General features: G+C 73.1%; 21 protein-coding genes. 10 read left to right on the plus strand and 11 right to left on the minus strand.

All coding sequences use genetic code 11. The features are described from left to right. Window positions 1-132: 132 nt before the first annotated feature. The 3 genes from ACIGXM_RS16360 to ACIGXM_RS16370 all read right to left on the minus strand — a co-directional run bounded on the left by ACIGXM_RS16360 (window position 133) and on the right by ACIGXM_RS16370 (window position 2341). A complete protein-coding gene (locus ACIGXM_RS16360) occupies window positions 133-753 on the minus strand; it encodes a vitamin K epoxide reductase family protein (protein WP_396561287.1) in 621 nt (206 codons plus the stop codon). 4 nt (window positions 754-757) lie between these two features. Continuing rightward, complete coding sequence (locus tag ACIGXM_RS16365; RefSeq protein WP_396561289.1) at window positions 758-1615, minus strand: DsbA family protein; 858 nt, start codon at window positions 1613-1615, stop codon at window positions 758-760. 84 nt (window positions 1616-1699) lie between these two features. Next, window positions 1700-2341 carry a hypothetical protein gene (locus ACIGXM_RS16370; protein ID WP_396561290.1) on the minus strand — a complete coding sequence of 214 codons (642 nt, stop codon included), beginning with the start codon at window positions 2339-2341 and terminating at the stop codon, window positions 1700-1702. A gap of 113 nt (window positions 2342-2454) precedes the next feature. Between ACIGXM_RS16370 and ACIGXM_RS16375 the strand changes: the two genes are divergently transcribed. The 4 genes from ACIGXM_RS16375 to ACIGXM_RS16390 all read left to right on the plus strand — a co-directional run bounded on the left by ACIGXM_RS16375 (window position 2455) and on the right by ACIGXM_RS16390 (window position 7454). Continuing rightward, the gene (locus tag ACIGXM_RS16375; RefSeq protein WP_396561292.1) at window positions 2455-3498 is read left to right on the plus strand and encodes a YbhN family protein; all 1044 of its coding nucleotides are present in this window, start codon (window positions 2455-2457) and stop codon (window positions 3496-3498) included. A 156-nt stretch (window positions 3499-3654) separates the two neighbouring features. Beyond that, window positions 3655-5103: a dihydrolipoyl dehydrogenase family protein gene (locus ACIGXM_RS16380; protein ID WP_396561946.1), complete on the plus strand. Its 1449-nt coding sequence runs from the start codon at window positions 3655-3657 to the stop codon at window positions 5101-5103. 377 nt (window positions 5104-5480) lie between these two features. Next, on the plus strand, window positions 5481-6524 hold the full coding sequence (locus ACIGXM_RS16385) for an isopenicillin N synthase family dioxygenase (RefSeq protein WP_396561294.1): 1044 nt from the start codon (window positions 5481-5483) through the stop codon (window positions 6522-6524). A gap of 177 nt (window positions 6525-6701) precedes the next feature. Beyond that, complete coding sequence (locus ACIGXM_RS16390) at window positions 6702-7454, plus strand: MerR family transcriptional regulator (protein WP_396561296.1); 753 nt, start codon at window positions 6702-6704, stop codon at window positions 7452-7454. 69 nt (window positions 7455-7523) lie between these two features. Here ACIGXM_RS16390 and ACIGXM_RS16395 read toward each other — a convergent pair whose 3' ends face one another. From ACIGXM_RS16395 to ACIGXM_RS16405, 3 genes are read right to left on the minus strand one after another with little or no spacing between them, the layout of a single operon-like run. Beyond that, window positions 7524-9719 carry a 3-hydroxyacyl-CoA dehydrogenase NAD-binding domain-containing protein gene (locus tag ACIGXM_RS16395; protein ID WP_396561298.1) on the minus strand — a complete coding sequence of 732 codons (2196 nt, stop codon included), beginning with the start codon at window positions 9717-9719 and terminating at the stop codon, window positions 7524-7526. Between the two features lie 31 nt (window positions 9720-9750). Beyond that, a complete protein-coding gene (locus ACIGXM_RS16400) occupies window positions 9751-10965 on the minus strand; it encodes an acetyl-CoA C-acetyltransferase (protein ID WP_396561300.1) in 1215 nt (404 codons plus the stop codon). Then, window positions 10962-12110: a CaiB/BaiF CoA transferase family protein gene (locus ACIGXM_RS16405; RefSeq protein ID WP_396561948.1), complete on the minus strand. Its 1149-nt coding sequence runs from the start codon at window positions 12108-12110 to the stop codon at window positions 10962-10964. The genes ACIGXM_RS16400 and ACIGXM_RS16405 overlap by 4 nt, the downstream gene beginning before the upstream one ends. A gap of 411 nt (window positions 12111-12521) precedes the next feature. Here ACIGXM_RS16405 and ACIGXM_RS16410 point away from each other — a divergent pair, with 411 nt between their 5' ends. Further along, window positions 12522-12995 carry a DoxX family protein gene (locus tag ACIGXM_RS16410; protein ID WP_396561302.1) on the plus strand — a complete coding sequence of 158 codons (474 nt, stop codon included), beginning with the start codon at window positions 12522-12524 and terminating at the stop codon, window positions 12993-12995. A 174-nt stretch (window positions 12996-13169) separates the two neighbouring features. Continuing rightward, window positions 13170-13835 (plus strand): Pr6Pr family membrane protein, encoded by a 666-nt coding sequence (locus ACIGXM_RS16415; RefSeq protein ID WP_396561304.1) that lies wholly within the window; start codon window positions 13170-13172, stop codon window positions 13833-13835. Window positions 13836-13866: 31 nt separating this feature from the next. On the opposite strand, the gene ACIGXM_RS16420 is transcribed toward ACIGXM_RS16415, so the two are convergent. The 3 genes from ACIGXM_RS16420 to ACIGXM_RS16430 are packed head-to-tail and all read right to left on the minus strand — an operon-like array spanning window position 13867 to window position 16127. Continuing rightward, complete coding sequence (locus ACIGXM_RS16420; protein ID WP_396561305.1) at window positions 13867-14244, minus strand: toxin Doc; 378 nt, start codon at window positions 14242-14244, stop codon at window positions 13867-13869. Next, window positions 14241-14468: a hypothetical protein gene (locus tag ACIGXM_RS16425; protein ID WP_396561306.1), complete on the minus strand. Its 228-nt coding sequence runs from the start codon at window positions 14466-14468 to the stop codon at window positions 14241-14243. The genes ACIGXM_RS16420 and ACIGXM_RS16425 overlap by 4 nt, the downstream gene beginning before the upstream one ends. Window positions 14469-14519: 51 nt before the next feature. After that, on the minus strand, window positions 14520-16127 hold the full coding sequence (locus ACIGXM_RS16430) for an ABC-F family ATP-binding cassette domain-containing protein (protein WP_396561308.1): 1608 nt from the start codon (window positions 16125-16127) through the stop codon (window positions 14520-14522). A 340-nt stretch (window positions 16128-16467) separates the two neighbouring features. Here ACIGXM_RS16430 and ACIGXM_RS16435 point away from each other — a divergent pair, with 340 nt between their 5' ends. The 3 genes from ACIGXM_RS16435 (at window position 16468) to ACIGXM_RS16445 (ending at window position 19529) form a co-directional block, all read left to right on the plus strand. Next, window positions 16468-18105 (plus strand): ABC-F family ATP-binding cassette domain-containing protein, encoded by a 1638-nt coding sequence (locus ACIGXM_RS16435; protein ID WP_396561310.1) that lies wholly within the window; start codon window positions 16468-16470, stop codon window positions 18103-18105. A 71-nt stretch (window positions 18106-18176) separates the two neighbouring features. After that, window positions 18177-18851, plus strand: coding sequence for a nitroreductase family protein (locus ACIGXM_RS16440; RefSeq protein ID WP_396561312.1), 675 nt, complete (start codon window positions 18177-18179; stop codon window positions 18849-18851). A gap of 66 nt (window positions 18852-18917) precedes the next feature. Further along, window positions 18918-19529: a GNAT family N-acetyltransferase gene (locus ACIGXM_RS16445; RefSeq protein WP_396561314.1), complete on the plus strand. Its 612-nt coding sequence runs from the start codon at window positions 18918-18920 to the stop codon at window positions 19527-19529. Between the two features lie 405 nt (window positions 19530-19934). Here the strand turns inward: ACIGXM_RS16445 and ACIGXM_RS16450 are convergent, their stop codons facing one another. Further along, window positions 19935-21569, minus strand: a complete 1635-nt coding sequence (locus tag ACIGXM_RS16450) for an isovaleryl-CoA dehydrogenase (RefSeq protein ID WP_396561316.1) — start codon at window positions 21567-21569, stop codon at window positions 19935-19937. Window positions 21570-21694: 125 nt separating this feature from the next. On the opposite strand from ACIGXM_RS16450, the gene ACIGXM_RS16455 reads away from it, so the two are divergent. Beyond that, a complete protein-coding gene (locus ACIGXM_RS16455) occupies window positions 21695-22255 on the plus strand; it encodes an NUDIX domain-containing protein (protein WP_396561317.1) in 561 nt (186 codons plus the stop codon). Between the two features lie 52 nt (window positions 22256-22307). Here the strand turns inward: ACIGXM_RS16455 and ACIGXM_RS16460 are convergent, their stop codons facing one another. Next, window positions 22308-24698 (minus strand): Tex family protein, encoded by a 2391-nt coding sequence (locus ACIGXM_RS16460; protein ID WP_396561319.1) that lies wholly within the window; start codon window positions 24696-24698, stop codon window positions 22308-22310. Between the last annotated feature and the right edge of the window lie 3 nt (window positions 24699-24701).

Below are 24701 nucleotides of genomic sequence, written 5' to 3' on the forward strand. Positions count from 1 at the left end.
AGACGCTCGGCTGGGAAACCCCAGCCGAGCGTCTGCATAAACTCATCGCGGCCTAGACAACCGACCACGTGTTGCGACGACCACTAGAAACCACCGCGCGCTTCCGGCCCCTCGCTCCCCTGCCGAGCAGGGTCAGACCAACGTCTTCCAGTAGTACCAGAACCGGTTCAGCACCAGCAGCAGGATGATCGCGTACCAGAGCACCGGCACCACCCAGTGGTAGCGGTGGAACTCCCGGACCACCGGGCGCAGCCGGTCGGAGACCGGGATCACGCCGGTGCGCAGGTTGTGCAGCAGCGTGTACCAGAACAGCGTGATCATCGCCGCCCAGACCACCATGCAGTACGGACAGACCGCGCCGATCACGTACAGGGTCTGGCCGATCAGCCAGTGGATCAGCACGATCCCGAAGACCGTCCCGGCCTGCAGGCCGAGCCAGAACCAGCGGCGGTACCGGGCGCCGGCGAGCGCTCCCATGCCGATCGCCACGACCACCGCGAAGGCCATCAACCCGATCAGCGAGTTGGGGAACCCGAACACCGAGGCCTGCTCGGTGCGCATCACGGAACCACAGCTGATGATCGGATTGATGTTGCAGCTCGGGACGTAGTTCGGGTTCTGCAGCAGCTTGATCTTGTCGGTGGTCAGGATGAAGGCGCCGGCCAGGCCGATCGCCCCCGCCACCACGAGCAGGACGGAGTAGCCACGGGACGACGACACCTGACCGGTGTCGGCGTCGGCGGGGAGCGTCATCTCATCAGCCGATCTGCTGCTTGATCATGGCGGTGTACTGGTCGGGGGTGAGCGGGTTGCCGCTGTTGTCGAAGAGGGTCAGCTGCTTGCCGTCCAGCTTCAGGGTCGGGGTGCCGGTGACGCCACTGGTGTTGAACTTGGCGGCCACCTTCTGCGCCCACGGCAGGTAGGTGTTGGCCTTCACCGCGTTGGTGAAGGCGTCCGTGCTCAGGCCGGGGACCTGGCCGGCCACGCTGAGCAGGGTGTTGACGTTGCCGTAGCCGTCGGTCTCCTCGCTCGGCTGGTTGGCGTACAGCGCGTCGTGGAACTTCTTGAAGTCGTCCACGCTCTGGTTCAGCGCCGCGCCGGCCGCGGCCAGCGCCTGGACCGAGCCCTTGCCACCCAGGTTGTCGTCCAGGAACGCGGCGATGTGGTACTCGATCTTGTACGTGCCGTCGTCGGCCAGCGCCTGCACGGCCTTGCCGTCGGTGGTCTCGAACTTCTTGCAGATCGGGCAGCGGAAGTCCTCGTACACCTGCAGGGTGTGCTGGGCGTTCGGGTTGCCGTAGACGATCACCGTGCCGTCCCCGCTCACGTTGGCCGGGGTGACCACCGGGGCGGAGGGGCTGCTCGAGGCGCTGCTCGACTTGGAGCTGCCGCTGTTGATCGCCAGCGCCACACCGCCGGCCAGCGCGAGCACCACCAGCGAGGAGACGCCGATCACCACCCGGCGCCGGATCGTCTCGGCGCGCTGCTCGCGCAGCCGGGCCTCGTGCATCTTCTGCCGCCGGTCCCGCGCCTGGTCGGCCCCGTTGCCACGGGGGCCGTTCTTGCTCGGGTTGCCGCTCTTGTTGGACTTGCTGTCGTTGGGGGTCTTACCCATGGGATTGCTCGATCCTGTCCGCGAAGGAGAAAAGGGGGCCGGACGCGCGCGCCGGACCCGCGGCTCCCCGGGCGGGGAGGGCGGTCAGCAGGCGAGCGCGTAGCCGGCGGGCGGACCGCGGCGGCGGGACGGGCTGAGCGGAAGGTCCTCGACGGGCGCGTACTCGGGACGCGGCTCCGGCAACGGTGCGCCTGGGGCGGGCCGGGCCGGAATCGGTGCGAGCAGCAGGGCGCGCAGCGCGTCCGGGGCCAGCCGGGCCAACGCCCGGACCAGCTCGGGCAGCCGGGCCAGCGCGGTCTCGGCGCAGCGCAGCCAGAGCGCGGCGAGCACGGTGACCAGCACGTGCACCACCAGCAGCAACAGCTCGACCAGGGCCGGAGCCATGGTCAGCACGCTGCTGCCGTCGCTCACCGAGCCGCCGCCACAGACCACCAGGTCGATGCCGTGCGAGCGGCCGGTCGGCGGTGAGCAGGTGTCCTGGCCGAGATTGAAGGTGGTGTTGAGCAGCAGCTCCACCGGCAGGAACACCGCGGCGATCTGCAGGAAGCCGCGCTCGGTGCCGGACACCACGGCGGCCAGCAGGAAGACCACGGCACCGGCGGCGAACACCAGGGTCACCGGCAGTGGACGGCCGGTGACCACCACCTGGCCGGCCGCGGACAACGGAACGGCCAGCGCGGCGAACACCAACGCGCGCAGGGTCCTCGTTATCCGGCTGCCAGTCACGAGTCGGAGTATGCCACGGTGCCCTGAGCAAGCACGAGGGGTGCGACGTGCACCACATCACCGCTGTTCGGCTTCGGCCCACCCGGCTCGAGGGCCGCGTGGGAGCATGCACCATGACAACGGGGATCTCGGAGAGGTCAGAGGCGGAGCCCGAGGCGCGGCCGGCCGGACAGCCGCGATCGGTGGGCCTGGTGGTACGGACGGGACGGGCGGGGTTGGCCGGGCGGCTCAGGCCGCGGACGCTGATCACCGTCGCGGGGGCGGTCGTCTTCGGCGTCCTGCTGTACTTCCAGGGGACGCGGGGGGACGTCGATCCGGTCGAGGTGGTGCTGGGCGCGGACCCGGGTTGGGTGCTGCTCGCGCTGCTGGCCGCGGCGGCCAGCTACCCGGCGGCGGCGCTGGGGTTCCTCGGGTTCGTGCCGGAGCGGCTGGGCGCCGGGCGGACGGTGCTGGTCCAGCTGTCCGGCGCCTTCGTCAAGCTGGTCGCGCCGGGCGGGCTGGGCGGCATGGCGCTGAACACCCGCTTCCTGCAGCGCGCGGGAGTGGCACCGGGCGAGGCGGTCTCCAGCGTGGGGGTGGGCTCCTTGGTCGGGCTCGGGCTGCACCTGCTCCAACTGATGCTCTTCGTCTCGCTGCTCGGCTTCGACCCGGCCGCCCACCAGCACGTGCCCTGGCCGGTGCTGGCGATCGCCGCCGGCGCGCTCGTGCTGCTGGTGGCCGGGGTGCTGGCGGCGCCGACCGCGCGGCGCTGGGTGCTGGGCCGGCTGCGGACGTTGCTCGCGGGCTCGCTCAGCCGGCTGCGCGACCTGTCACGTCAGCCCGGGCGGCTGGCCGCCGGGGTGATCGGGCAACTGCTGGTGTCGATGACGCTGGTGTCCTGCCTGTACTGCAGCGTGCGGGCCGGGCACGGGCACCCGCGGTTCGCCGCGGTCGCGGTCGCCTACCTGGTCGGCAGTGCGATCGGCTCGGCGAGTCCCACCCCGGCCGGGCTGCTCGCGGTGGAGAGCTCCACCGCCGCCCTGCTGACGGCGGCGGCCTCGCTCGGGCACGCCACCGCGCTGGGGTCGGTGGTGCTGTTCCGGCTGATCACGCTGGTGCTGCCGGTGTTCCCGGGGTGGCTCTCGCTCACCCGGCTGCAACGAGCTGGCGCGCTGTAGCTGCCCGCGCCCCCTCGCCGCCCGCACGCCCACCACGCGCGCCGGGGTACTCACGGATCTCGCGCGCCGCCGGACAAGCTGGGCGCCTGCGGGCCAGGATGGCCTGACCGCCCATCGGCGGCGGACCAGCGACCCCGAGGAGCGCACGTGAGCCCTGTGACCGACGACGGCAACGGCCCCGACACCTTCGACGTGATCGTCCTGGGCGGCGGCCCGACCGGTGAGAACGTCGCCGACCGGACCAGGGCCGCCGGCCTGACCACCGCCGTGGTGGAGAGCGAACTGGTCGGCGGCGAGTGCTCGTACTGGGCGTGCATGCCGAGCAAGGCACTGCTGCGCCCGCCCGCCGCGCTGGGGGCCGCGCGGGCGGTGGCCGGCTCGCGCGAGGCGGCCACCGGCGCGCTGGACGCCCCGGCCGTGCTGGCCCGGCGGGACTCCTTCGTCGCGCACTGGAAGGACGACGGGCAGGTCGCCTGGCTGGAGGGGACCGGCGCGGTGCTGGTCCGCGGCGAGGGGCGGCTGGACGGTCCGCGGCGGGTCGCGGTGCGCACGCCGGACGGTGGGGAGCGGCTGCTCACCGCGCGACACGCCGTGGCCGTGTGCACCGGCAGCCGCGCGGTGCTGCCCGCCGGCGTGCCGGGGCTGGCCGAGGCCCGTCCGTGGACCAGCCGCGACGCCACCAGTGCCAAGACGGTGCCGCGCCGGCTGGCGGTGGTCGGCGGCGGCGTGGTGGGCGTGGAGATGGCCACGGCCTGGCAGGCGCTCGGCTCCCGGGTCACCATGCTGGTCCGCGGGGCCGGGCTGCTGCCGCGGATGGAGCCGTTCGCCGGGGAGCTGGTCGGCGCCGGGCTGGCCGCTGCCGGGGTGGTGGTGCGGACCGGCGTCACGGTGACCGAGCTGCACCGGGTGAACGGCACGGTCACCGTGCGGCTGGACAGCGGCGAGGGCCTGGAGGTCGAGGAGGTACTCTACGCCACCGGCCGGGCGCCGCGCACCGACGCGCTGGGCCTGGCGAGCGTCGGGCTGACCGACGGCTCCTGGCTGGAGGTGGACGACAGCTGCCTGGTCCGCGGGGTGGACGGCGAGTGGCTCTACGCGATGGGGGACGTCAACCACCGGGCGCTCCTCACCCACCAGGGCAAGTACCAGGGGCGGATGGCGGGGGCGGCGATCGCCGCCCGGGCGCTCGGCCGGCCGGTGGACACCGCCCGCTGGGGCGCGCACGTGGCGACCGCGGACCACGCGGCCGTGCCGCAGGTGGTCTTCACCGACCCGGAGGCGGTGTCGGTCGGGCTGACCGCGACGGCCGCCGAGCGGGCCGGACTGCGGGTGCGGGTGGTCGACTACGAGATCGGCCAGGTGGCCGGCGCCTCGCTGCAGGCCGACGGCTACCAGGGCCGGGCCCGGATGGTGGTGGACGAGGACCGCGGCTGCCTGGTCGGCGTCACCTTCGTCGGGCCCGGCATCGGCGAGCTGCTGCACTCGGCGACGGTCGCGGTGGTGGGCGAGGTGCCGCTGGACCGGCTCTGGCACGCGGTGCCGTCCTATCCGACGGTGAGCGAGGTCTGGCTGCGGCTGCTGGAGGCGTACCGGGACGGGAAGTAGGCGCCCCCGCGCCGTCCGTTCCGGGGCCTCCCCTTCCGGAGCCTTCCGTTCCGGGAGCATTTTCGGCCAGAGCCGAAACGGCCGGTCTGGCCATCGACGGGCCAGCCGGCCGACCCGATAATCGGGGAGCATGCAGACCGCTTCCCGGCCACCGCCGCGCCTCGTCTACGCTGGTTGACGTGCTTCCCCTGCTTCTCCTGGTCAGTCGCCGTCACGTGGACCTGCTCCGCGTCACGAGCATGTCCTGTCGACGCTACCGCTGACCCCACCTTCACCTTCGGACCCTGGTCCCGGGGGCGCCGCCCATACCCCGCCGCGCCTCCGGCGTTCCCGGCCACCGCCGGAACCGACCGGGCATACCCAGCGGATGTCACCTTATGTCGCAGCAGCACACTTCTGTCCCTTCCGTCCCCGCCGTTCCGTTCGACGCCCTTCCGGTGATCGACCTCTCCGCCGCCTCCGGCAGCGCCGAGGAGCGGGCCGCCCTGCACACCGCCCTGCACCGGGCCGCCACCGAGGTCGGTTTCTTCCACCTGACCGGCCACGGCATCACCGCGGCGGAGACCGCCCGGCTCACCGACGCCATGCACGCCTTCTTCGCGCTCCCCGAGGCCGAGCGGCTGGCCATCAGCAACCTCAACTCCCCTCATTTCCGCGGCTACACCCGGATCGGCGACGAGCGCACCGGCGGCCGCAGCGACTGGCGCGACCAGCTCGACATAGGCGCCGAACTCCCGGTCCACCGCCCGGCCGAGGGCGAACCGGACTACTGGTGGCTGGAGGGCCCGAACCAGTGGCCGGCCGGACTGCCCACGCTGCGCGCCGCCGCGCTGGACTGGATCGACCGGCTCAGCGCGGTCGCCGAACGGCTGCTGCACGAACTGCTCACCGCGATCGGCGCCAAGCCCGACTTCTACGACGACGTCTTCGCCGGCCACCCGCACCTGCGCCTCAAGCTGGTCCGCTACCCCGGCAGCGCGCCCGACGGCGCCGGCCAGGGGGTGGGCGCGCACAAGGACTACGGCTTCCTCACCCTGCTGCTCACCGACGGCGTCCCGGGCCTACAGGTCGAACGCCCCGACGGCAGCTTCCTGGACGTCCCGTCGATGCCGGGCGCCTTCGTGGTCAACCTCGGCGAGCTGCTCGAAGTCGCCACCGACGGCTACCTCAAGGCCACCAACCACCGCGTGGTCAGCCCGCCCGGTGGCCGGGAGCGGTACTCCGTGCCGTTCTTCTACAACCCGCGCCTGGACGCCCACATCCAGCCGCTGGACTTCCCGCACGCCCAGCACGCCCCCGGTGCAACCGCCGACCCGGCCAACCCGCTCTTCGCCGAGTACGGCCGCAACGAGCTGAAGGGCTACCTCCGCGCCCACCCCGAGGTGGCCCGCCGCCACCACGCCGGCCTCCTGGTGGGCTGATCCTCGCCGCGCGGTCCACCAGCGACCGGCACATGACCAGGTGCCGGTCGGTCCGAGCCGTGCGGTCGGGTCCCCGGGCGTACCGGGGGCCCGGGTTGGGCACTGCTACTGTCACAGCAGGACTGTCCCAGCAGGGTTGTGCCAGCCTGGTCTGGCGCGACAGGAGGCGAGAGATCGATGGTCGCAGCTCCGGCGCCCTCCCCCGCCCCGACTCCGTCCGATTCCGCGCCGCTGCGGTTGACGGTGGACGAACTCGCCGCGCGGGCCGGGGTGACGGTGCGGACGGTGCGGTTCTACAGCGGGCGCGGGCTGCTGCCGCCACCGGAGTTGGGACCGCGCCGGGTGGGCTGGTACGGAGTGGCGCACCTGGACCGGCTGGAGCTGATCGAGGAGTTGCAGCGACAGGGCCTCACCCTCGCCGCGATCGACCGCTACCTGGCACAACTCCCGGCAGACATAGGCTCGTTGGACCTGGCGATCCATCGGGCACTGGTCGCCGCCTGGCAGCCGGAGTCGGCCGAGGAGGCGAGCGTCGAGCAGCTGTCCCGCCGGGTCGGCCGCGAGCTGTCCGCGCCGGACCTGGACCGACTGGTGGCCATGGGCGCGCTGCAACCGACCGACCGGGACGGGGTGTTCCGGGTCGATCCGGGTCTACTGCCGCTGGGCGCACGGGTGCTGGACCTGCCGATACCGCTGGAGGTGATCGTCGCCACCCGGGCCGTGGTGCGGCTGCACAGCCAGGCCGCCGCCCAGGAGTTGCACCGGCTGTTCCGGGAGACGGTGTGGCGGCCGTTCCGGGAGAGCGGGCCGGCGCCGGCCGAGGTGGCGCGGATGCGGGAGCTGACCGGGGGGATCGAGCCACTGCTCGCCCAGGCGCTGGTGACGGCCTTCCACCGTTCGCTGGCCGAGCAGTTGGCCGAGCGGGCCTGACGGTCGGGCGTAGCAGAAGGCCACAACGGGCTTGCCCCGGCGGCGTGTTGCCGCCGGGGCAGGCGACCGTCAGGCTTCGGCGGGCCGGTCGGTGAACCGGCCACCCTCCGCCGCGATCCGCTCCAGCATCGCCGGCGGGGCGAAGCGCTCGCCGTAGGCGGCGGCCAACTCCCGTGCTCGGGCGGCGAACCCGGCCGGGCCGCCGGGGTAGCCGTTGATGTACTGGAGCACGCCGCCGGTCCAGGCCGGGAACCCGATGCCCAGGATCGAGCCGACGTTGGCGTCGGCCACCGAGGTGAGCACGCCCTCCTCCAGGCAGCGGACCGAGTCCAGTGCCTCCGCGAAGAGCATCCGCTCCCGCAGGTCCTCGAACGGCACGTCCACGGGCGTCGTCGCCCCGAAGTGCTCGCGCAGTCCGGGCCAGAGCCGGCCACGCCCGCCGTCCGCGTCGTACTCGTAGAAGCCCGCGCCGCCGCTGCGGCCGGGGCGGCCGAACTCCTCGACCATCCGGTCGAAGACGGCGTCCGCCGGGTGCGGCTGCCAGACACCGCCGGCCTCCTCCACCGCGCGCCGGGCCTCCGCCCGGATCCTGCGCGGCAGCGTCAGGGTCAGCTCGTCGAGCAGCGAGAGCACCTTGGCCGGATAGCCGGCCTGGGCCGCGGCCTGCTCGATCGAGGCCGGCTCGATGCCCTCGCCGACCATCGCCACGCCCTCGTTGATGAACTGGCCGATCACCCGCGAGGTGAAGAAGCCGCGCGAGTCGTTCACCACGATCGGCGTCTTGCCCAGCGCGCGGACCAGGTCGAAGGCGCGGGCCACCGCCTCCTCGCCGGTCCGCTCGCCCTTGATGATCTCGACCAGCGGCATCTTGTCCACCGGCGAGAAGAAGTGCAGACCGATGAAGTCGGCCGGCCGCTGGACGCCCTCGGCGAGCAGCGTGATCGGCAGCGTCGAGGTGTTGGAGCAGAGCAGCGCGTCGGGTGCGAGCAGGCCCTCGACCTCCTGGAACACCTTGTGCTTCAGCGCGACGTCCTCGAAGACCGCCTCGATCACCGCGTCGCAGCCGGCCAGCGCGGCCGCGTCGGCGGTCGGGGTGATCCGGGCCAGCAGCGCGTCCCGCTGCTCGGCGGTGGACCGGCCGCGTGCCACCGCCTTCTCCAACAGCCCGGCCGAGTAGGCCTTTCCACGCTCGGCGGAGTCCAGGCTGACGTCCTTCAGGACGACCTCGAAGCCCGCCCTGGCACAGGAGTAGGCGATGCCCGCGCCCATCATCCCGGCGCCGAGCACGGCCACCCGGCGCACCTCGCGCTTCGGCACCCCGGCCGGGCGGCTGGCACCGGAGTTGACCGCCTGGGTGTCGAAGAAGAGCGCCTGGATCATGTTCTTGGCGGTCTGGCCGCAGACCAACTCGGTGAAGTAACGGGCCTCGACGACCATCGCGGTGTCCAGGTCGACCTGGGTGCTCTCGACCGCGGCCGCCAGCACGTTGCGTGGCGCCGGGTAGGGGGCACCCGCCAGCTGCTTGCGCAGACTGGCCGGGAACGCGGGCAGGTTGGCGGCGAGCGCGGGGGTGGCCGGGGTGCCGCCGGGGATCTTGTAACCCTTGACGTCCCAGGGCTGCCGGGCGCTCTCGTGGGCGGCGATCCAGGCCCGCGCCTTGGCCAGCAACTCATCCTGAGTGGTGGCCAGTTCGTGCACCAGGCCGGCCTCGAGGGCGGCGGCCGGCCGGTACTGACGGCCGGTCAGCAGCACCTTGAGCAACGCGTCGGTGAGGCCGAGCAGTCGGACCGTGCGGACCACCCCGCCACCACCGGGCAGCAGGCCCAGGGTGACCTCGGGCAGGCCGATCCGACTGGCGGGCACATCGAGCGCGATCCGGTGGTGGCAGGCGAGGGCCAGCTCCAGGCCGCCGCCGAGCGCGCTGCCGTTGATCGCCGCGACCACCGGCACGCCCAGCGTCTCCAGGGCGCGCAGGTCGCGCTTGATCCGCAGCGAGGAGGCGAAGACCTGCTCGGCGTCCTCGGGACCGGCGGCCGAGAGCAGCCGCAGGTCGCCGCCGGCGAAGAAGGTCTTCTTGGCCGAGGTGATCACCACCCCGCGCAGCCCCTCGGTGGCCGCCAGCCGCGCCACCACGGCCTCGAAGGAGGCGGTGAAGGCGGCGTTCATGGTGTTGACGGACTGGGTGGGATCGTCGAGGACGAGCGTGACCACCCCGTCCTGGTCCTGCTCCCAGCGGACAACGGATGCGACGGATGCGTCGGTCATGGGGTTTCTCTCCAGGAGGGGACGGGGGTGGTCAGAGCCGCTCGACGATGGTGGCGATGCCCATGCCGCCACCGACGCAGAGCGTGACCAGGCCGTAGCGCTGGTCCCGGCGCTCCAGCTCGTCGATGACGGTGCCGAGCAGCATCGCGCCGGTGGCGCCCAGCGGATGGCCGAGCGCGATCGCGCCGCCGTTGACGTTCACCTGGTCCGGGCGGAAGCCCAGTTCCCGGACGAAGCGCAGCGCGACCGCGGCGAACGCCTCGTTGATCTCCACCAGGTCGATGTCGGCGGCGGTCAGGCCGGCCTTGGCGAGCGCCTTGCGGGTGGCCGGGGCCGGACCGGTGAGCATGATGGTGGGCTCGGATCCGGAGACCGCGGCCGAGACGATCCGGGCCCGCGGGCGCAGCCCGTACCGCTCCCCCACCTCGCGGGTGCCGATCGCCACCAGCGAGGCGCCGTCCACGATGCCGGAGGAGTTGCCGGCCGTGTGGACGTGGTCGATCCGCTCCACCCAGTGGTACTTCTGCAGCGCGACCGCGTCGAAGCCACCGGCCTCGCCGATCCCGGCGAAGGAGGGCTTCAGTGCGCCCAGGGTCTCCACGGTGGTGCCGGGGCGCAGGTACTCGTCGCGCTCCAGCACGATCAGGCCGTTGCGGTCGCGGACCGGGACGACCGAACGGTCGAAGAGCCCGTCCGCCTGGGCCTTGGCCGCGCGGGACTGCGACTCGGCGGCGAAGGCGTCCACGTCGGCGCGGGTGAAGCCCTCGATGGTGGCGATCAGGTCGGCGCCGACGCCCTGCGGGATGAAGCTCGACTCGTAGTTGGTCATCGGGTCCATCGCCCAGGCGCCGCCGTCGGAGCCCATCGGGACCCGCGACATCGACTCGACCCCGCCCGCCAGCACCAGGTCCTCCCAGCCCGAACGGACCTTGGCCGCGGCCAGGTTGACCGACTCCAGGCCCGAGGCGCAGAAGCGGTTCTCCTGCACGCCGGCCACCGTGTCGGGCAGGCCGGCCGCGATGGCGGCGATCCGGGCGATGTCGGAGCCCTGGTCGCCCAGCGGGCTGACCACGCCGAGCACCACGTCGTCGATCGCCGCCGGGTCCAATCCGGGCAGCCGGGTGAGGAGTTCGCGGATCAGGCCGACCACCAGGTCGACCGGCTTGGTCCCGTGCAGGGAACCGTTGGCTTTGCCGCGTCCGCGCGGGGTGCGGATCGCCTCGTAGACGTAGGCTTCGGTACTCACGATGGCTGCCTTTCGGAGGAGTTGGTCGTGCGGGCGGGACGGCTCCACCGGTCCAGGGCGGGCAGGCCCCAGTCACGGGCCACCTCGGCGGTGTCGGCGCCGGGCCGGGCGGGTGGACGGCGCAGCGCGGTGGGGGTGGCGGAGAACCTCGGGGCGGGGGCGGGTTGGGTGATGCCGTCCCGCTCGACGTAGGTGGCGCGGGCCACCAGGTGCGGATGGACGGCGGCCTGGTCCAGCGTCAGGACGGGTGTCACGCAGGCGTCGGTACCCGCGAAGACGGCCGTCCACTCGGCGGTGTCGCGGGTGGCGAAGCGGGTGGCGATCCGGGCCCGCAACTCCGGCCAGCGGGTGGTGTCGTACTGGCCGGGCGCGTCCTCGCCGAGCTCCAGCAGGCGGGCGAACTCGGCGTAGAACTGCGGTTCCAGCGCGCCGACCGCGAAGTACCCGCCGTCGGCGGCCTGGTAGATCGCGTAGCAGGGCGCGCCACCGTCCAGCAGGTTGCCACCACGGCGGTCCCGCCAGCGGCCCTCGGCACGCAACCCCCAGAAGAGCGTGGCGAGATGGGCGGTGCCGTCGACGATGGCCGCGTCCACCACCTGGCCGGCGCCGGTGGTCCGGGCGTGCTGCAGCGCCGCGAGCAGGCCGATCACCAGGTAGAGCGAGCCGCCGGCGTAGTCGCCGAGCAGGTTGAGCGGGATGCTGGGCGGGCCGTCGCCGTCGGCCGGGCCGATCATGCCGAGGACCCCGGTCAGCGCGGTGTAGTCGATGTCGTGGCCGGCGGTGGCCGCGAGCGGGCCGGTCTGGCCCCAGCCGGTCATCCGGCCGTACACCAGCGCGGGGTTGCGGGCCAGGCAGGCGTCCGGGCCGACGCCGAGCCGCTCGGCCACGCCCGGGCGGTAGCCCTCGATCAGCAGGTCGGCCCGCTCGGCGAGGTCGAGCAGCAGGCCGGGGCCCTCGGGGGACTTGAGGTCGATCAGCACCGAGCGCTTGTTGCGGTTGGTCAGATCGTGCGCCGGGTCGCCGGCGAGCGGGGACGGGCCGGGGCGGTCCACCCGCACCACGTCGGCGCCGAGGTCGGCCAGCAGCATCGCGGCGAACGGGCCCGGGCCGATCCCGGCCAGCTCCACCACCCGCACCCCGGCCAGCGGGCCGGCCGGCTCCGCCACCCGCGCCTGGTCAGCGTCGGCCACCGCTGGTCACCACCTGGTCGTCTCCTCGCATCGTCGCGTCGCCCGCGAGCGTGACAGTGGAGCTGTAACACCCGCGATGGTATGTCGGTGACTCGCCGGTAACAAGGGTGGTCGACCCGAGGAGTGACGACTGACGGGTGACAGCTGACAACTGACGGCTCCTGTCAGCCGACAGGCGAGGAGCGGGCCGGCGGCGATGCCCCGGAACGGGAAATTCAGAAGAACCTCAGAGCCGTCAGGCCTGGCCCTGGAGCTGACATGGCGTCAAGATGACGGTGTCACGTCAAAGAGTTGGAGCTCGTTCGACTTCCGAGTGACGGCTCTCCCCTGTCCCACTCTCCCCCACACCCGACCCGAGGAGTCCCCATGGCCACCGTCCCACGCCTTCCAGCCGGCGTCGTCGCCGCGGCGCCCGCCCAGGCGCTGGGCCTGCTGCGGATCGTAGCCGCCCTGCTGTTCACCTGCCACGGCGCGGCCACCCTGTTCGGGGTCCTCGGCGGAACGCACGGGGGCGCCAGCACACCGGTCGGACAGTGGCCGGGGTGGTGGGCCGGGCTGATCCAACTGGTCGGCGGCATACTGGTGTTGATCGGCCTGCTGGCCCGGCCGGCGGCGCTGCTCTGCTCGGGGTCGATGGCGTACGCGTACTTCACCGTCCACCAGCAGCACGCGCTCTGGCCGATCCAGAACGGCGGCGAGCCGGCGGTGCTGTACTGCTGGATCTTCCTCACCATCGCGGTGGCCGGCCCCGGTGCCCTCGCCCTGGACCGGCTGTGGCAGGCGAGGAGCAGAGCCGCCGCCGAGCGCGGACCGGCGACGCTGCAGCCGACGACCGACTGAGACCGGCGGTCTCCAGGCCGCCGGACACGGGCTGTGACCAGGGCATCGGCGTGGAGTTCTCGTCCTGCGGGAGGACTCCCGCGGAGCCGTACCCGTCGGTAGAGTACCCGGACTCGGACGGCGGACCCGCTGCTCGACGAAGGCCGCCCGACGATCGACGAACCTGGTGAACGCATGTCTGTCCGGACCGCTCCCGCCCTCTGGTGGCGGCTCGCCATCGTCGCCTCCTCCGGGCTCGGACTGCTCCTCGGCACCAGCTCACTGGTGTACTTCACGGTCGAGAGCAACGTCGCGGTGCTCGGCTACTTCGTCGGCGCGGTCTACTGGATGCTCAGACGCGACACGGTGGACGGACCCGCGCCGCGGCTGCGCGGCGCGGTCACGCTCTACATCGTGATCACCGGGCTGGTCGCGCACTTCGTGCTCAACCACGGCGTCAGCCCGCTGCCCGGCCTGGTCTCCGGGTCCGGGGCGGACCGGTTGTCGAACTGGTCGTCGTTCTTCCTGCACTACGTGACGCCGGTGCTGGTGGTCGGCGACTGGCTCGGCAACAAGCCGCGCAACGCCTCGCGATGGCGGGACCTGCCGCTCTGGCTCTCGTTCCCGCTCGGCTACGCGGCGCTGACCCTGCTGCGGGCGGCGCTGTTCCCGAGCTTCCCGAACAAGTACCCGTACTTCTTCCTCGACCCGACCGGGCACGGCTACGGCTGGGTCGCCCTGCAGATCGCCCAGCTGACGGTGGAGTTCGTCATCCTGGCGGCGGGCGTGGTCGGCCTGGACCGGCTCGGTACGGCGGTGCGCGCCAGGCTCCGTGCCAGGTTCCGCCCGCAACCCGCCTGATCCCGGCGCCCGGTATCCGCCGACGGTCGGATCAGATCCGCCAGTCGCGGATCCGGTCGGCCGCCGCGAACACGTCCGCCGCTCCCTCGGCGACGTCGCGCGCCAGCTCCACCAGCGCGCCGTACGGCGGGTCGATGCCCTCCTTGGCGGCGTGCATGTAGGCGGCGGTGGCCATGCACGCGAACAGGTTGTTGCGGGCGGGCAGCGGCCGCAGCAGCGCGATGGTGTGCATCAGGGCGGCGGCGCACCAGGCCGGGTCCGCGTCGTGGCCGAGCTGGGCGGTGTTCACCCGGTGCCGCGCGACGGCGGCCTGCAGCGCGGAGTAGTCGCGGACGCTCAGGTCCTCCGGCGAGGCCTGCTCCTGGACATCCAGCAACCAGCGGATGTCGACGTGCAGCATCATCCTCACGCCGCGGAGCGCTTGGCGGCGGGCGTGTCCTCGGGGAAGGCCTCGTCGAACTCCGCCAGGTGCGCGTTCCAGAACGCCACACCGTGGTTGACGAACGTGCGGCGCTGCTGCTCCCGCACGCTCAGGTCGTGCACGTAGGCCTTCACGCTCTTGCCGTCCGCGGCCGCCGCCTCACGGATCGCGGCCAGTTCGGTCTCCGTGTACTCGATGTTGAGAGCTGGCATGCCCGTCAGGGTACCGGACGGGTACCGCGGCCGGTACCCGTCCGGTACCGCTCACATCGGGTCCACCCGCCGCAACCCCGTCCCGTCCAGCCGCAGCCAGCGGGTGATCCCGAGCCCGCGCAGGAACGGCAGGTCGTGGCTGGCCACCACGAGCGCCCCGCGGTAGGACGACAGCGCCTGGGTGAGCTGCCGCACGCTCGCCAGGTCGAGGTTGTTGGTCGGCTCGTCGAGCAGCAACAACTGCGGTGGCGGGTCGGCCAGCAGCAGGGCGGCCAGCGCCGCCCGGAACCGCTCCCCGCCGGAGAGCGTGCCGGCCAGCTGGTCGGCCCGGCCGGCGCGGAACAGGAAGCGGGCCAGCCGGGCCCGGACCAGGTTGTCGGTGATCCCGGGCGCGAAGGCCTTGACGTTGTCGGCGACGCTCAGCGCGTCGTCGAGCAGGTCGAGCCGCTGCGGCAGGTACCGCAGCGGGACCGGCACGTTGACCGTCCCGGCCAGCGGCGCAAGTTCGCCGGCGATGGTCCGCAGCAGGGTGGACTTGCCGGAGCCGTTGCGCCCGACCAGCGCGATCCGCTCGGGACCGCGCAGGTCGAGGGCGATGCCCGGCCCGAAGGCCGGGCGGACCGCCTCCAGCGAGAGCACGGTACGGCCGGCCGGGACCTCGGTGCGCGGAAGGTCGATCCGGATCTCGGCGTCGTCCCGGATCGCCTCCTCGGCGGCGGTGAGCCGCTCCCGGGCCTCCTCCAGCCGCTCGGTGTGCATGACCCGGTGCTTGCCGGCCGACACCTGGGCCTGCCGCTTGCGCTCGTTCATCACGATCCTGGGCTCCCGCTTGTTCTCGTTCATCTTCTTGCCGTAGCGCACCCGGCGGGCCAACTTGACGTTCGCCTCGACGAGTTCGCGCTCCTGGCGCTGCACGTCGCCCTCCGCGACCCGGACCAGCCGGTCGGCGGCCTCCTGCTCGGCCGCCAGGGTGCGCTGGTAGTCGCCGAAGTTGCCGCCGTACCAGGTCACTTCACCGGCCCGCAGGTCGGCGATCTGGTCGACCCGCTCCAGTAGCTCGCGGTCGTGGCTGACCACGACCAGCACGCCGGCCCAGCTCGCGACGGTCTCGTAGAGGCGTTCGCGGGCGGCCAGGTCCAGGTTGTTGGTCGGCTCGTCGAGCAGCAGCACGTCGGGCCGGGCCAGCAGCAGGGCCGCCAGCCGGAGCAACACGGCCTCGCCACCGGAGAGTTCGCCGGTGGTCCGGTCGAGGTCCAGCCCACCGAGGCCCAGCCGGTCGAGGGCCGCGTGAGCGCGCTCCTCGACGTCCCAGTCGTCGCCGAGCGTGCCGAAGTGCCGCTCGTCGACGTCGCCGGACTCGATCGCGTGCAGCGCCTCGCGGCGGGCCCGGATGCCGAGCACCTCGTCGATGCGCAGCGCGGTGTCCAGCACGAGGTCCTGCGGCAGGTAGCCGAGCTCGCCGGCGACCCGCACGCTGCCGCCGGACGGGGTCAGGTCGCCCGCGAGCAGGCGCAGCAGGGTGGACTTGCCGGCACCGTTGAGGCCGATCAGGCCGGTGCGGCCGGGGCCGACCGCGAGGTGGAAGCGGTCCAGCACGGTCGTGCCGTCGGGCCACTCGAAGCTGAGGTCGGTGCAGAGGATGGAGCTGGTGGCTGCCACGGGGGCCTCCTGGGTGGTTGCTCAAAGGGATGGTGGGCACCACGGGAGACACCGCCGAGGGGCGTGCGGACGCGACGGAACAGGCGGACGGAACGGACGGCTCCGGGCCGAGGTCGGACAGCACGCTCGATCGCCGCGCGAGGACTCAGCGCGGGAGCGGTGTCTCATGACCTCAGTAGAGCAACGGCCTTCTCCTGTCCGGCAGAGGTGCGAACGGGCTCGCAAGCGGTTCGGGCGAACCGACGACGGCAACGCTACGGGCGCCCGGCCGGCCTCGACAACCGGTTTTCCGCGGCCGTTCCCCGGGCCCGCACCGGGCCGCCTTAGGATCGGGGACATCATGAGTGCCACTCTCGTAACCAAGGATCTCAGCGCGGGCCACGGCGAGCGCACCCTCTTCTCCGGGCTCGACCTGGTCGTCGCGCCGGGTGAGGTGACCGGGCTGGTCGGCGTCAACGGCGCGGGCAAGTCCACCCTGCTGCGCCTGCTGGCCGGGCTGGACCGGCCGGAGAGCGGCTCGATAACGCTCAGCCCGCCCGCCGCCACCGTCGGCCACCTGCCGCAGGAGCCGGAGCGCCGTCCCGGCGAGTCGGTCCGCGACTTCCTGGCCCGGCGGACCGGCGTGGCGGCCGCCCAGGCGGCGCTGGACGTGGCGACCGAGGGCCTGGTCGAGGGCCGGCCGGGCGCTGACGACGCCTACGCGGACTGCCTGGACCGCTGGCTCAACCTGGGTGGCGCCGACCTGGAGGAGCGGGCCGAGGAGGTGGCCGACTCGCTGGGCCTCAAGGTCGGCCTCGACCTGCCGATGACCGCGCTCTCCGGCGGCCAGGCGGCCCGGGCCGGCCTCGCCTCGCTGCTGCTCTCCCGCTACGACGTGTTCCTGCTGGACGAGCCCACCAACGACCTCGACCTGGACGGCCTGGCCCGGCTGGAGTCGTTCGTCAAGGGCCTGCGCGCCGGGACGGTGCTGATCAGCCACGACCGCGAGTTCCTGGCCCGGACGGTGACCCGGGTGCTGGAGCTGGACCTCGCCCAGCAGCAGGTCAACCTCTACGGCGGTGGCTACGACTCGTACCTGGAGGAGCGCGCGCGGGCCCGGCAGCACGCCCGCGAGGAGTACGAGGAGTACGCGGACACCAAGGCGGGCCTGGAGGCCCGGGCCCGGATGCAGAAGGGCTGGGCGGACAAGGGCGTGCGCAACGCCCTCAAGAAGCAGCCCGACAGCGACAGGATCCGCAAGGCCGCGGCCGTCTCGTCCTCGGAGAAGCAGGCCGCCAAGGCCAAGCAGACCCAGCGCATGATCGAGCGGCTGGAGGTGGTCGAGGAGCCGCGCAAGGAGTGGCAGCTGCGGATGGAGATCGCGATCGCCCCGCGCTCAGGCTCGGTGGTGGCGACGCTCCGTCAGGCGGCCGTCCGGCGTGGCGAGTTCACCTTCGGCCCGGTCGACCTGCAGATCGACTGGGCGGACCGGGTGGCGATCACCGGGGCCAACGGCGCGGGCAAGTCGACGCTGCTGGCCGCTCTCCTCGGGAGGCTCCGACTCGACTCCGGGGACGCCTCGTTGGGCTCCGGCGTGGTGGTCGGCGAGGTGGACCAGGCGCGCGGGCTGTTCCTCGGCGGCGAGCCGCTGCTGGAGGCGTTCGGCGCCGCCGTACCGGAGTTGGCGCCGGCCGACATCCGTACCCTGCTCGCCAAGTTCGGGCTGAAGGCGGCGCACGTGCTCCGCCCGGCCGACACGCTCTCGCCCGGCGAGCGCACCCGGGCGGCGCTCGCGCTGCTGCAGGCGCGCGGGGTGAACCTGCTGGTGCTGGACGAGCCGACCAACCACCTGGACCTGGTCGCCATCGAGCAGTTGGAGTCGGCGCTGGCCTCCTACCCGGGGACGTTGCTGCTGGTCACCCACGACCGGCGGATGCTGGAGGCGGTCTCGGTGAACCGGCGGATCGCGGTGGCGGACGGCCGGGTGACCGAGTTCTGATCGGTCACCGTCAGGGCGGAGAGGTCTGAACCTCTTCCGCCGAGCCGCCGTGGTGTGCTGTGCTGTCGACCATGGCTGACAGCACAGCGCCCGCGACGGACCACCCGACCGTCCCGCTCCGCCCGATGACCGTGCCGGCCGACGAGGCGGTGGACCGTTGCCGGTCCTTCCACGACGTGATGGCCCAGCGCCGGACCGTCCGCGACTACGCGACCCGCCCGGTCCCGGACGGGGTGATCGACTGGGCGGTCCGGACCGCCGCCACCGCGCCCAGCGGCGCCCACGTCCAGCCCTGGCGGTTCGTGGTGATCACCGACCCGGAGCGCAAGCGGCGGCTGCGCGAGGCGGCCGAGGCCGAGGAGCGCGAGTTCTACGCTCACCGGGCCTCGGCGGAGTGGCTGGCCGCGCTGGCGCCGATCGGGACCGACTGGCGCAAGCCGTTCCTGGAGGACGCACCGGCGGTGATCGTGGTCTTCGAGGTGCACAAGGGGCCGGACTCGCCGCGGCCGTACTACACCAAGGAGTCGGTGGGGATCGCGGTCGGCCTGCTGCTGGCCTCGCTGCACCAGGCCGGGCTGGCCACGCTGACCCACACCCCGAGCCCGATGCGCTTCCTCAACGAGGTCTGCGACCGGCCGGCCGAGGAGCGGGCGGCCTACGTCATCCCGGTCGGCTACCCGGCCGACGGCGCCCGGGTGCCGGACCTGCGGCGCAAGGAGCTGGACGAGGTGTTGGTCCGACTCTGAACCACGCCTCCGGGCACCGCCGAAACGGCTGGTCGGGGTGGACGGCCGGCTGCCATCATGCGGGACATGAGCCGAACCTACGACGAACCCGCAGCCGCCGCCCCGGTCACCACCGGCCGACCGCCGGAGCTGATCGCCCTGCCCGGCGGCGTCTCGCTGCGCCGCCGGACGGTGGCGGACGCCGCGGCGGCCAACGCGGCGGTGATCCGCAACCTGGAACACCTGCGGCCCTGGATGCCCTGGGCCGGCTCGGCGCCGACCCTGGAGCGCAGCACCGAGATGACCAAGGCCGGCTGGCAACTCTGGGAGGACGGCACCGACTTCCTGTACGTGGTCGGGCTGGACGCCGAACCCGGCAGCATCGTCGGCGCGTTCGGGCTGCACGGCCGGGTCGGGCCGGGCGCGCTGGAGATCGGCTACTGGGTGGACGCGGCCCACACGGGCCGGGGGATCGCGACCGACGCCGCCCGCGCGCTCACCGGGGCGGCGCTGGCGCTGCCCGGCATCGTCCGGGTGGAGATCCACTGCGACGAGACCAACCTCGCCAGCGCGGCCGTCCCGCGCAAGCTCGGCTACCGCCTGGACCGGGTCGACCGGCGGCCACCGAGCGCCCCGGCGGAGACCGAGCGGCTGCAGATCTGGATCACCGAACGGCCGGGTGGCCGGGCGGCCGACTGAGCGGGTTGGCCGAACAACCGCGGTCGAAAACAGGTGGCAGCTGTCAGCTGACAGCTGGCAGAATCTGTCACCCCATCATTGGCGTGCGGGGCTCCCGGGTGGGCCCCGCACGCCGGTGGACGACGGTGCGACGGCGAGGCCGCACGGCGTTCGACGTCGGTCCGATCGGCTCGGACGCCCTCCCCGGCATCCCTTGCCGGCCGGGCAGGCCCTAGGGTCTGCCCGGCGGATCTTGCCGGATCAGCGTGCGGCGTTGGGGGCCCGGCTGGGCGTGCGCCCGAGTCGTCCTCGTACTGGGTCGTACTTGGGCGATTCGGGCGTGCGTCCAGGTGGGGGCACCTCCCGGCCGAAGGCTGGGGGAGGATTCCCGGCGTCGCGCGCCCGGCAAGATCCGCCGGGCAGGCCCTAAGCCGCCACGGGCTGCGCGCGGCGCAGGATCGCCTCGGTGTCGACGCCCGCCGGCAGGGTGCCGAAGGCGCCGCCGTGGTCACCGGCCAGCCGCGAGGCACAGAAGGCGTCGGCGACCGCCGGGTCGGCGTACCGGACCAGCAGCGCGCCCTGCAGGGTCAGCGCCAGCTGCTCGACCAGCCGGCGGGTGCGGAACTCCAGGTCGGTCAGGTCGCCCAGCTGCTTGCGCAGTCCGGCCGCCGCCGCGTCCAGCCGGCGGTCGGCACCGGCCGCCGCGTCCACCTCGGCGAAGTAGGCTTCCAGCGACTGCGGGCTGCGCGCCATCGCCCGCAACGCGTCCAGCGCCGCGACGTTGCCCGAGCCCTCCCAGATCGACACCAGCGGCGCCTCCCGGTAGAGCCGCGGCATCCCCGACTCCTCGACGTACCCGTTGCCGCCCAGGCACTCCAACGCCTCCGCCGCGTGCGCCGGACCGCGCTTGCACACCCAGTACTTGGAGACCGCCAGCCCGAGCCGCTTGAACAGCGCCTCGCCCTCGTCCCCGGCCACCGCCCGGTCGGTCGCCTCGGCCAGCCGCAGCGCGACCGTGGTGGCGGCCTCCGACTCGATCGCCAGATCGGCCAACACGTTGCGCATCAGCGGCTGGTCGATCAGCGCCTTGCCGAACGCCCGCCGGTGGTTCGCGTGTTGGACCGCCCGCTGGACACCGAGCCGCATCCCGGAGGCGGCGCCGAGGGTGCAGTCCAGCCGGGTCATGTTGACCATCTCGATGATGGTCGGCACGCCGCGCCCCTCCTCGCCGACCAGCCAACCGACCGCGCCGTCGTACTCCAACTCGGCCGAGGCGTTGGAACGGTTGCCCAGCTTGTCCTTGAGCCGCTGGATGAACAGCGCGTTGCGCGAGCCGTCCGGCAGCACCCGCGGCAGCAGGAAGCAGCTGAGCCCGCCGGGCGCCTGGGCGAGGGTCAGGAAGACGTCGGACATCGGCGCGGAGGTGAACCACTTGTGGCCGGTCAGCCGGTAGCTGCCGTCCGCGGCGGGCACCGCGGTGGTGGTGTTGGCCCGGACGTCCGAACCGCCCTGCTTCTCGGTCATCGACATGCCGGCGATCAGGCCGCGCTTGCCGTGCGGCTCGCGCAGGCCGAAGTCGTAGCTGGGGGAGGCGAGCAACGGCTCCAGCCAGCCGGCCAGTTCAGGGGTGCTGCGGAGCGCCGGGACGGCCGCGTAGGTCATCGAGATCGGGCAGCTGTGGCCGGCCTCCACCTGGCCCCAGAGGTAGAACTTGGCCGCCCGGGCGGTGTGCGCGCCGGGGCGGGCGTCCTGCCAGGGGGCGGCGTGCATGCCGTGCGAGACGGCGATCTCCATCAACTGGTGCCAGGCGGGGTGGAACTCGACCTCGTCGATCCGGTGGCCGAAGCGGTCATGGGTGCGCAGGACCGGCTCGTTCTCGTTGGCCAGCCGGCCCCACTCGGCGGCCTGCTCGGTGCCGGCCAGCGCGCCGAGTTCGCGCAGCTCGGGCTCGGCCCAGCCGGCACCGGCCCGGTGCAGGGCGGCGAGCAGAGCCGGGTCCTGCGCGGTGTTGTGGCCGTACGGCGGCGGTACCTGGTTGGTGACCTCGTGGGTCGGCGCCATGCGCTACTCCCTACTCGCGGGTAACTGATATCTCCAGCCTGCCGCATCGACGGGCGGAACGGGAGGGTGGACGCTCCCCGTCCTGCGGGCGCCGGCCGGTGGGGAACGCCCACTAGGATCGGCCGATGACGGAAACGACCGATATCGCGAACCGCCCACAGGACCGCTTCCCCGCGCTCTTCGCGCCGCAGCGCTGGGAGTGGGGAGGGATGGACGCCCAGTTCTCCACCGAGCTGCCGCCGGACGGTCTGATCACCAACATCCACCTCGCCGGGTTCACCGGCGACCTGCTGGTGCTCTGCCGCGACTCGCGCGGCCACTGGTTCCTGCCGGGCGGCACCCGGGAGGCGGGCGAGAGCATCGGCTCCTGCCTGGACCGCGAGCTGCGCGAGGAGGCCGGCGCGCGGTTGCTCGGGCCGGCCAGCTGGATCGGCGCGCACCGCTGCGTGACGGACCATCCGGAGCCGTACCGCCCGTGGCAGCCGCACCCGGAGAAGGCCTGGCTGTGGGGGTGGGCCGAGGTGGTGGTCGACTCCGCGCCGACCAACCCGGCGGACGGCGAGCAGGTCGAGGAGGTCCGGGCGATGCCGGTGGCGGAGGCCTGCGAGTTGCTGGCCCGGGGACGGGAGCCCTGGTGGGGCGAGCTGGTGGCGTTCGCCGCGGCGCACCGCGACGGCACCTTGTAGGACGTCACGAGGCGTGGGAAGTCGACTCTGCCGACCTCCCACGCCGCAGCACCTACTTGGTCAGCCCCGCCCGCCGCAACGCGTCGGCCATCGCGCTGTTGCCGATCGGCGCCGAGCCACCCGAGCCACCGCCCCCGCGCCGGTCCTGCCGAGGCGGACGCGGACCGCGCTCGCCTCCGCGCTCGGTGCGGCCCGAACCACCCGATCCGCCGCCCGGCCGCCCGACCTCGTCGTCCAGCCGCAGGGTCAACCCGATCCGCTTGCGCGCCACGTCCACCGAGACCACCCGGACGGTCACCACGTCACCGGGCTTGACCACCTCCCGCGGGTCCTTGACGAACTTCGCCGACAGCGCCGACACGTGCACCAGCCCGTCCTGGTGCACGCCCACGTCGACGAAGGCCCCGAACGCGGCGACGTTGGTCACCACGCCCTCCAGCACCATCCCCACCTCCAGGTCGCCGATCTTGTCGACGCCCTCCTTGAAGGTCGCGGTGCGGAACGCCGGCCGCGGGTCGCGCCCGGGCTTGTCCAGCTCGCCCAGGATGTCCGTGACGGTCGGCACGCCGAAGGTCGCGTCCGCGAAGTCGGCCGGCCGCAGCGCCCGCAGCGCCGCACCGTTGCCGACCAGCTCGCGCACCGTGCCACCGGTGGTCGCCAGGATCCGTCGCACCACGGGGTACGCCTCCGGGTGCACCGCCGAGGCGTCCAGCGGGTCGTCCCCGTCCGGGATCCGCAGGAAGCCCGCGCACTGCTCGAACGCCTTCGGCCCGAGCCGGGCCACGTCCTTGAGCGCCCTGCGGGTGCGGAACGGCCCGTTGGCGTCCCGGTGCGCGACGATGTTGTCGGCCAGCCCGGCCGTCACCCCGGAGACCCGGGTCAGCAGCGGCGCCGAGGCGGTGTTGACGTCCACGCCGACCGCGTTCACGCAGTCCTCGACCACCGCGTCCAGCGAGCGCGACAGCTTCGCCTCGCTGAGGTCGTGCTGGTACTGGCCGACCCCGATCGACTTGGGGTCGATCTTCACCAGCTCGGCCAGCGGGTCCTGCAGCCGGCGGGCGATGGAGACCGCGCCGCGGATCGAGACGTTGAGCTCCGGAAGCTCCTGCGAGGCGTAGGCGGAGGCCGAGTAGACCGAGGCGCCCGCCTCCGAGACCATCGCCTTGGTGAGCTTCAGCTCCGGGTGGCGCTTGATCAGCTCCTCGGCCAGCTTGTCGGTCTCCCGCGAGGCGGTGCCGTTGCCGATCGCGATCAGGTCGACCGCGTGCGCCTTGGCCAGCGCGGCCAGGGTGGCCAGCGCCGCGTCCCACTTGTTGGCCGGCTGGTGCGGGTAGATCGTGTCGTGCGCCACCACCTTGCCGGTGGCGTCCACCACCGCGACCTTGACGCCGGTCCGGAAGCCCGGGTCCAGGCCCATGGTGGCCCGGGTGCCGGCGGGTGCGGCGAGCAGCAGGTCGCGCAGGTTGGCGGCGAACACCCGGACCGCCTCGTCCTCGGCCTCCTGGCGCAGCCGGGTGCGCAGGTCCAGGCCGAGCCGGACCAGGATCCTGGTCCGCCAGGCCCAACGGACGGTGTCACCGAGCCACTTGTCAGCCGGGCGGCCGTGGTCGGCGACCCCGAACCGGGCGGCGATCCGCTGCTCGTAGTCGCTCTGGCCGGGCAGGTCGCCGGACTGCTCGCCGTCCTCCGGAGACAGCTCCAGGTCGAGGGCCTCCTCCTTCTCACCGCGCAGCATCGCCAGGATCCGGTGCGAGGGGAGCTTGGTGAAGGGCTCGGCGAAGTCGAAGTAGTCGGCGAACTTGGCGCCCTCCTGCTCCTTGCCCTCCCGGACGGTGGCGACCAGCCGGCCACGGGTCCACATCCGCTCGCGCAGGCCACCGATCAGGTCGGCGTCCTCGGCGAAGCGTTCGACCAGGATCGCCCGGGCGCCCTCCAGCGCGGCGGGCGCGTCCGCCACGTTCTCGTTGACGAAGGTCGCGGCGAGCACGGCCGGCTGCTGCCCGGGGTCGGCCAGCAGCTGGTCGGCCAGCGGCTCCAGACCGGCCTCGCGGGCGATCTGCGCCTTGGTGCGCCGCTTGGGCTTGAACGGGAGGTAGATGTCCTCCAACCGGGCCTTGGAGTCGGCGGCCAGGATCTGCGCTCGCAGCGCGTCGTCCAACTTGCCCTGTGCCTCGACGGATTCCAGCACCGCCGCGCGCCGCTCCTCCAGCTCCCGCAGGTAGCGCAGCCGCTCCTCCAGGGTGCGCAGCTGGGCGTCGTCCAGCTCGCCGGTGACCTCCTTGCGGTAGCGGGCGATGAACGGCACGGTCGAGCCGCCGTCCAACAGCTCGACGGCTGCCCTCACCTGGCCCTCGCGGACACCGAGTTCCTCGGCGATCCGCCGCCCGACTGCCCGTTCGGCTGCCGCTGCTGCCTGTGCTGCCTGCTCGGCTGGCGTGGTCACGAA

This window comes from Kitasatospora sp. NPDC052896, from assembly GCF_044547075.1.
GTDB lineage: Bacteria > Actinomycetota > Actinomycetes > Streptomycetales > Streptomycetaceae > Kitasatospora.

Excerpts from the sequence above, each read along its gene's own strand:
- ACIGXM_RS16360 (WP_396561287.1), bottom strand. The coding sequence starts at position 753 with ATGACGCTCCCCGCCGACGCCGACACCGGTCAGGTGTCGTCGTCCCGT.
- ACIGXM_RS16365 (WP_396561289.1), bottom strand. The coding sequence starts at position 1,615 with ATGGGTAAGACCCCCAACGACAGCAAGTCCAACAAGAGCGGCAACCCG.
- ACIGXM_RS16375 (WP_396561292.1), top strand. The coding sequence starts at position 2,455 with ATGACAACGGGGATCTCGGAGAGGTCAGAGGCGGAGCCCGAGGCGCGG.
- ACIGXM_RS16385 (WP_396561294.1), top strand. The coding sequence starts at position 5,481 with ATGTCGCAGCAGCACACTTCTGTCCCTTCCGTCCCCGCCGTTCCGTTC.
- ACIGXM_RS16390 (WP_396561296.1), top strand. The coding sequence starts at position 6,702 with ATGGTCGCAGCTCCGGCGCCCTCCCCCGCCCCGACTCCGTCCGATTCC.
- ACIGXM_RS16395 (WP_396561298.1), bottom strand. The coding sequence starts at position 9,719 with ATGACCGACGCATCCGTCGCATCCGTTGTCCGCTGGGAGCAGGACCAG.
- ACIGXM_RS16410 (WP_396561302.1), top strand. The coding sequence starts at position 12,522 with ATGGCCACCGTCCCACGCCTTCCAGCCGGCGTCGTCGCCGCGGCGCCC.
- ACIGXM_RS16415 (WP_396561304.1), top strand. The coding sequence starts at position 13,170 with ATGTCTGTCCGGACCGCTCCCGCCCTCTGGTGGCGGCTCGCCATCGTC.
- ACIGXM_RS16425 (WP_396561306.1), bottom strand. The coding sequence starts at position 14,468 with ATGCCAGCTCTCAACATCGAGTACACGGAGACCGAACTGGCCGCGATC.
- ACIGXM_RS16435 (WP_396561310.1), top strand. The coding sequence starts at position 16,468 with ATGAGTGCCACTCTCGTAACCAAGGATCTCAGCGCGGGCCACGGCGAG.
- ACIGXM_RS16440 (WP_396561312.1), top strand. The coding sequence starts at position 18,177 with ATGGCTGACAGCACAGCGCCCGCGACGGACCACCCGACCGTCCCGCTC.
- ACIGXM_RS16445 (WP_396561314.1), top strand. The coding sequence starts at position 18,918 with ATGAGCCGAACCTACGACGAACCCGCAGCCGCCGCCCCGGTCACCACC.
- ACIGXM_RS16450 (WP_396561316.1), bottom strand. The coding sequence starts at position 21,569 with ATGGCGCCGACCCACGAGGTCACCAACCAGGTACCGCCGCCGTACGGC.
- ACIGXM_RS16455 (WP_396561317.1), top strand. The coding sequence starts at position 21,695 with ATGACGGAAACGACCGATATCGCGAACCGCCCACAGGACCGCTTCCCC.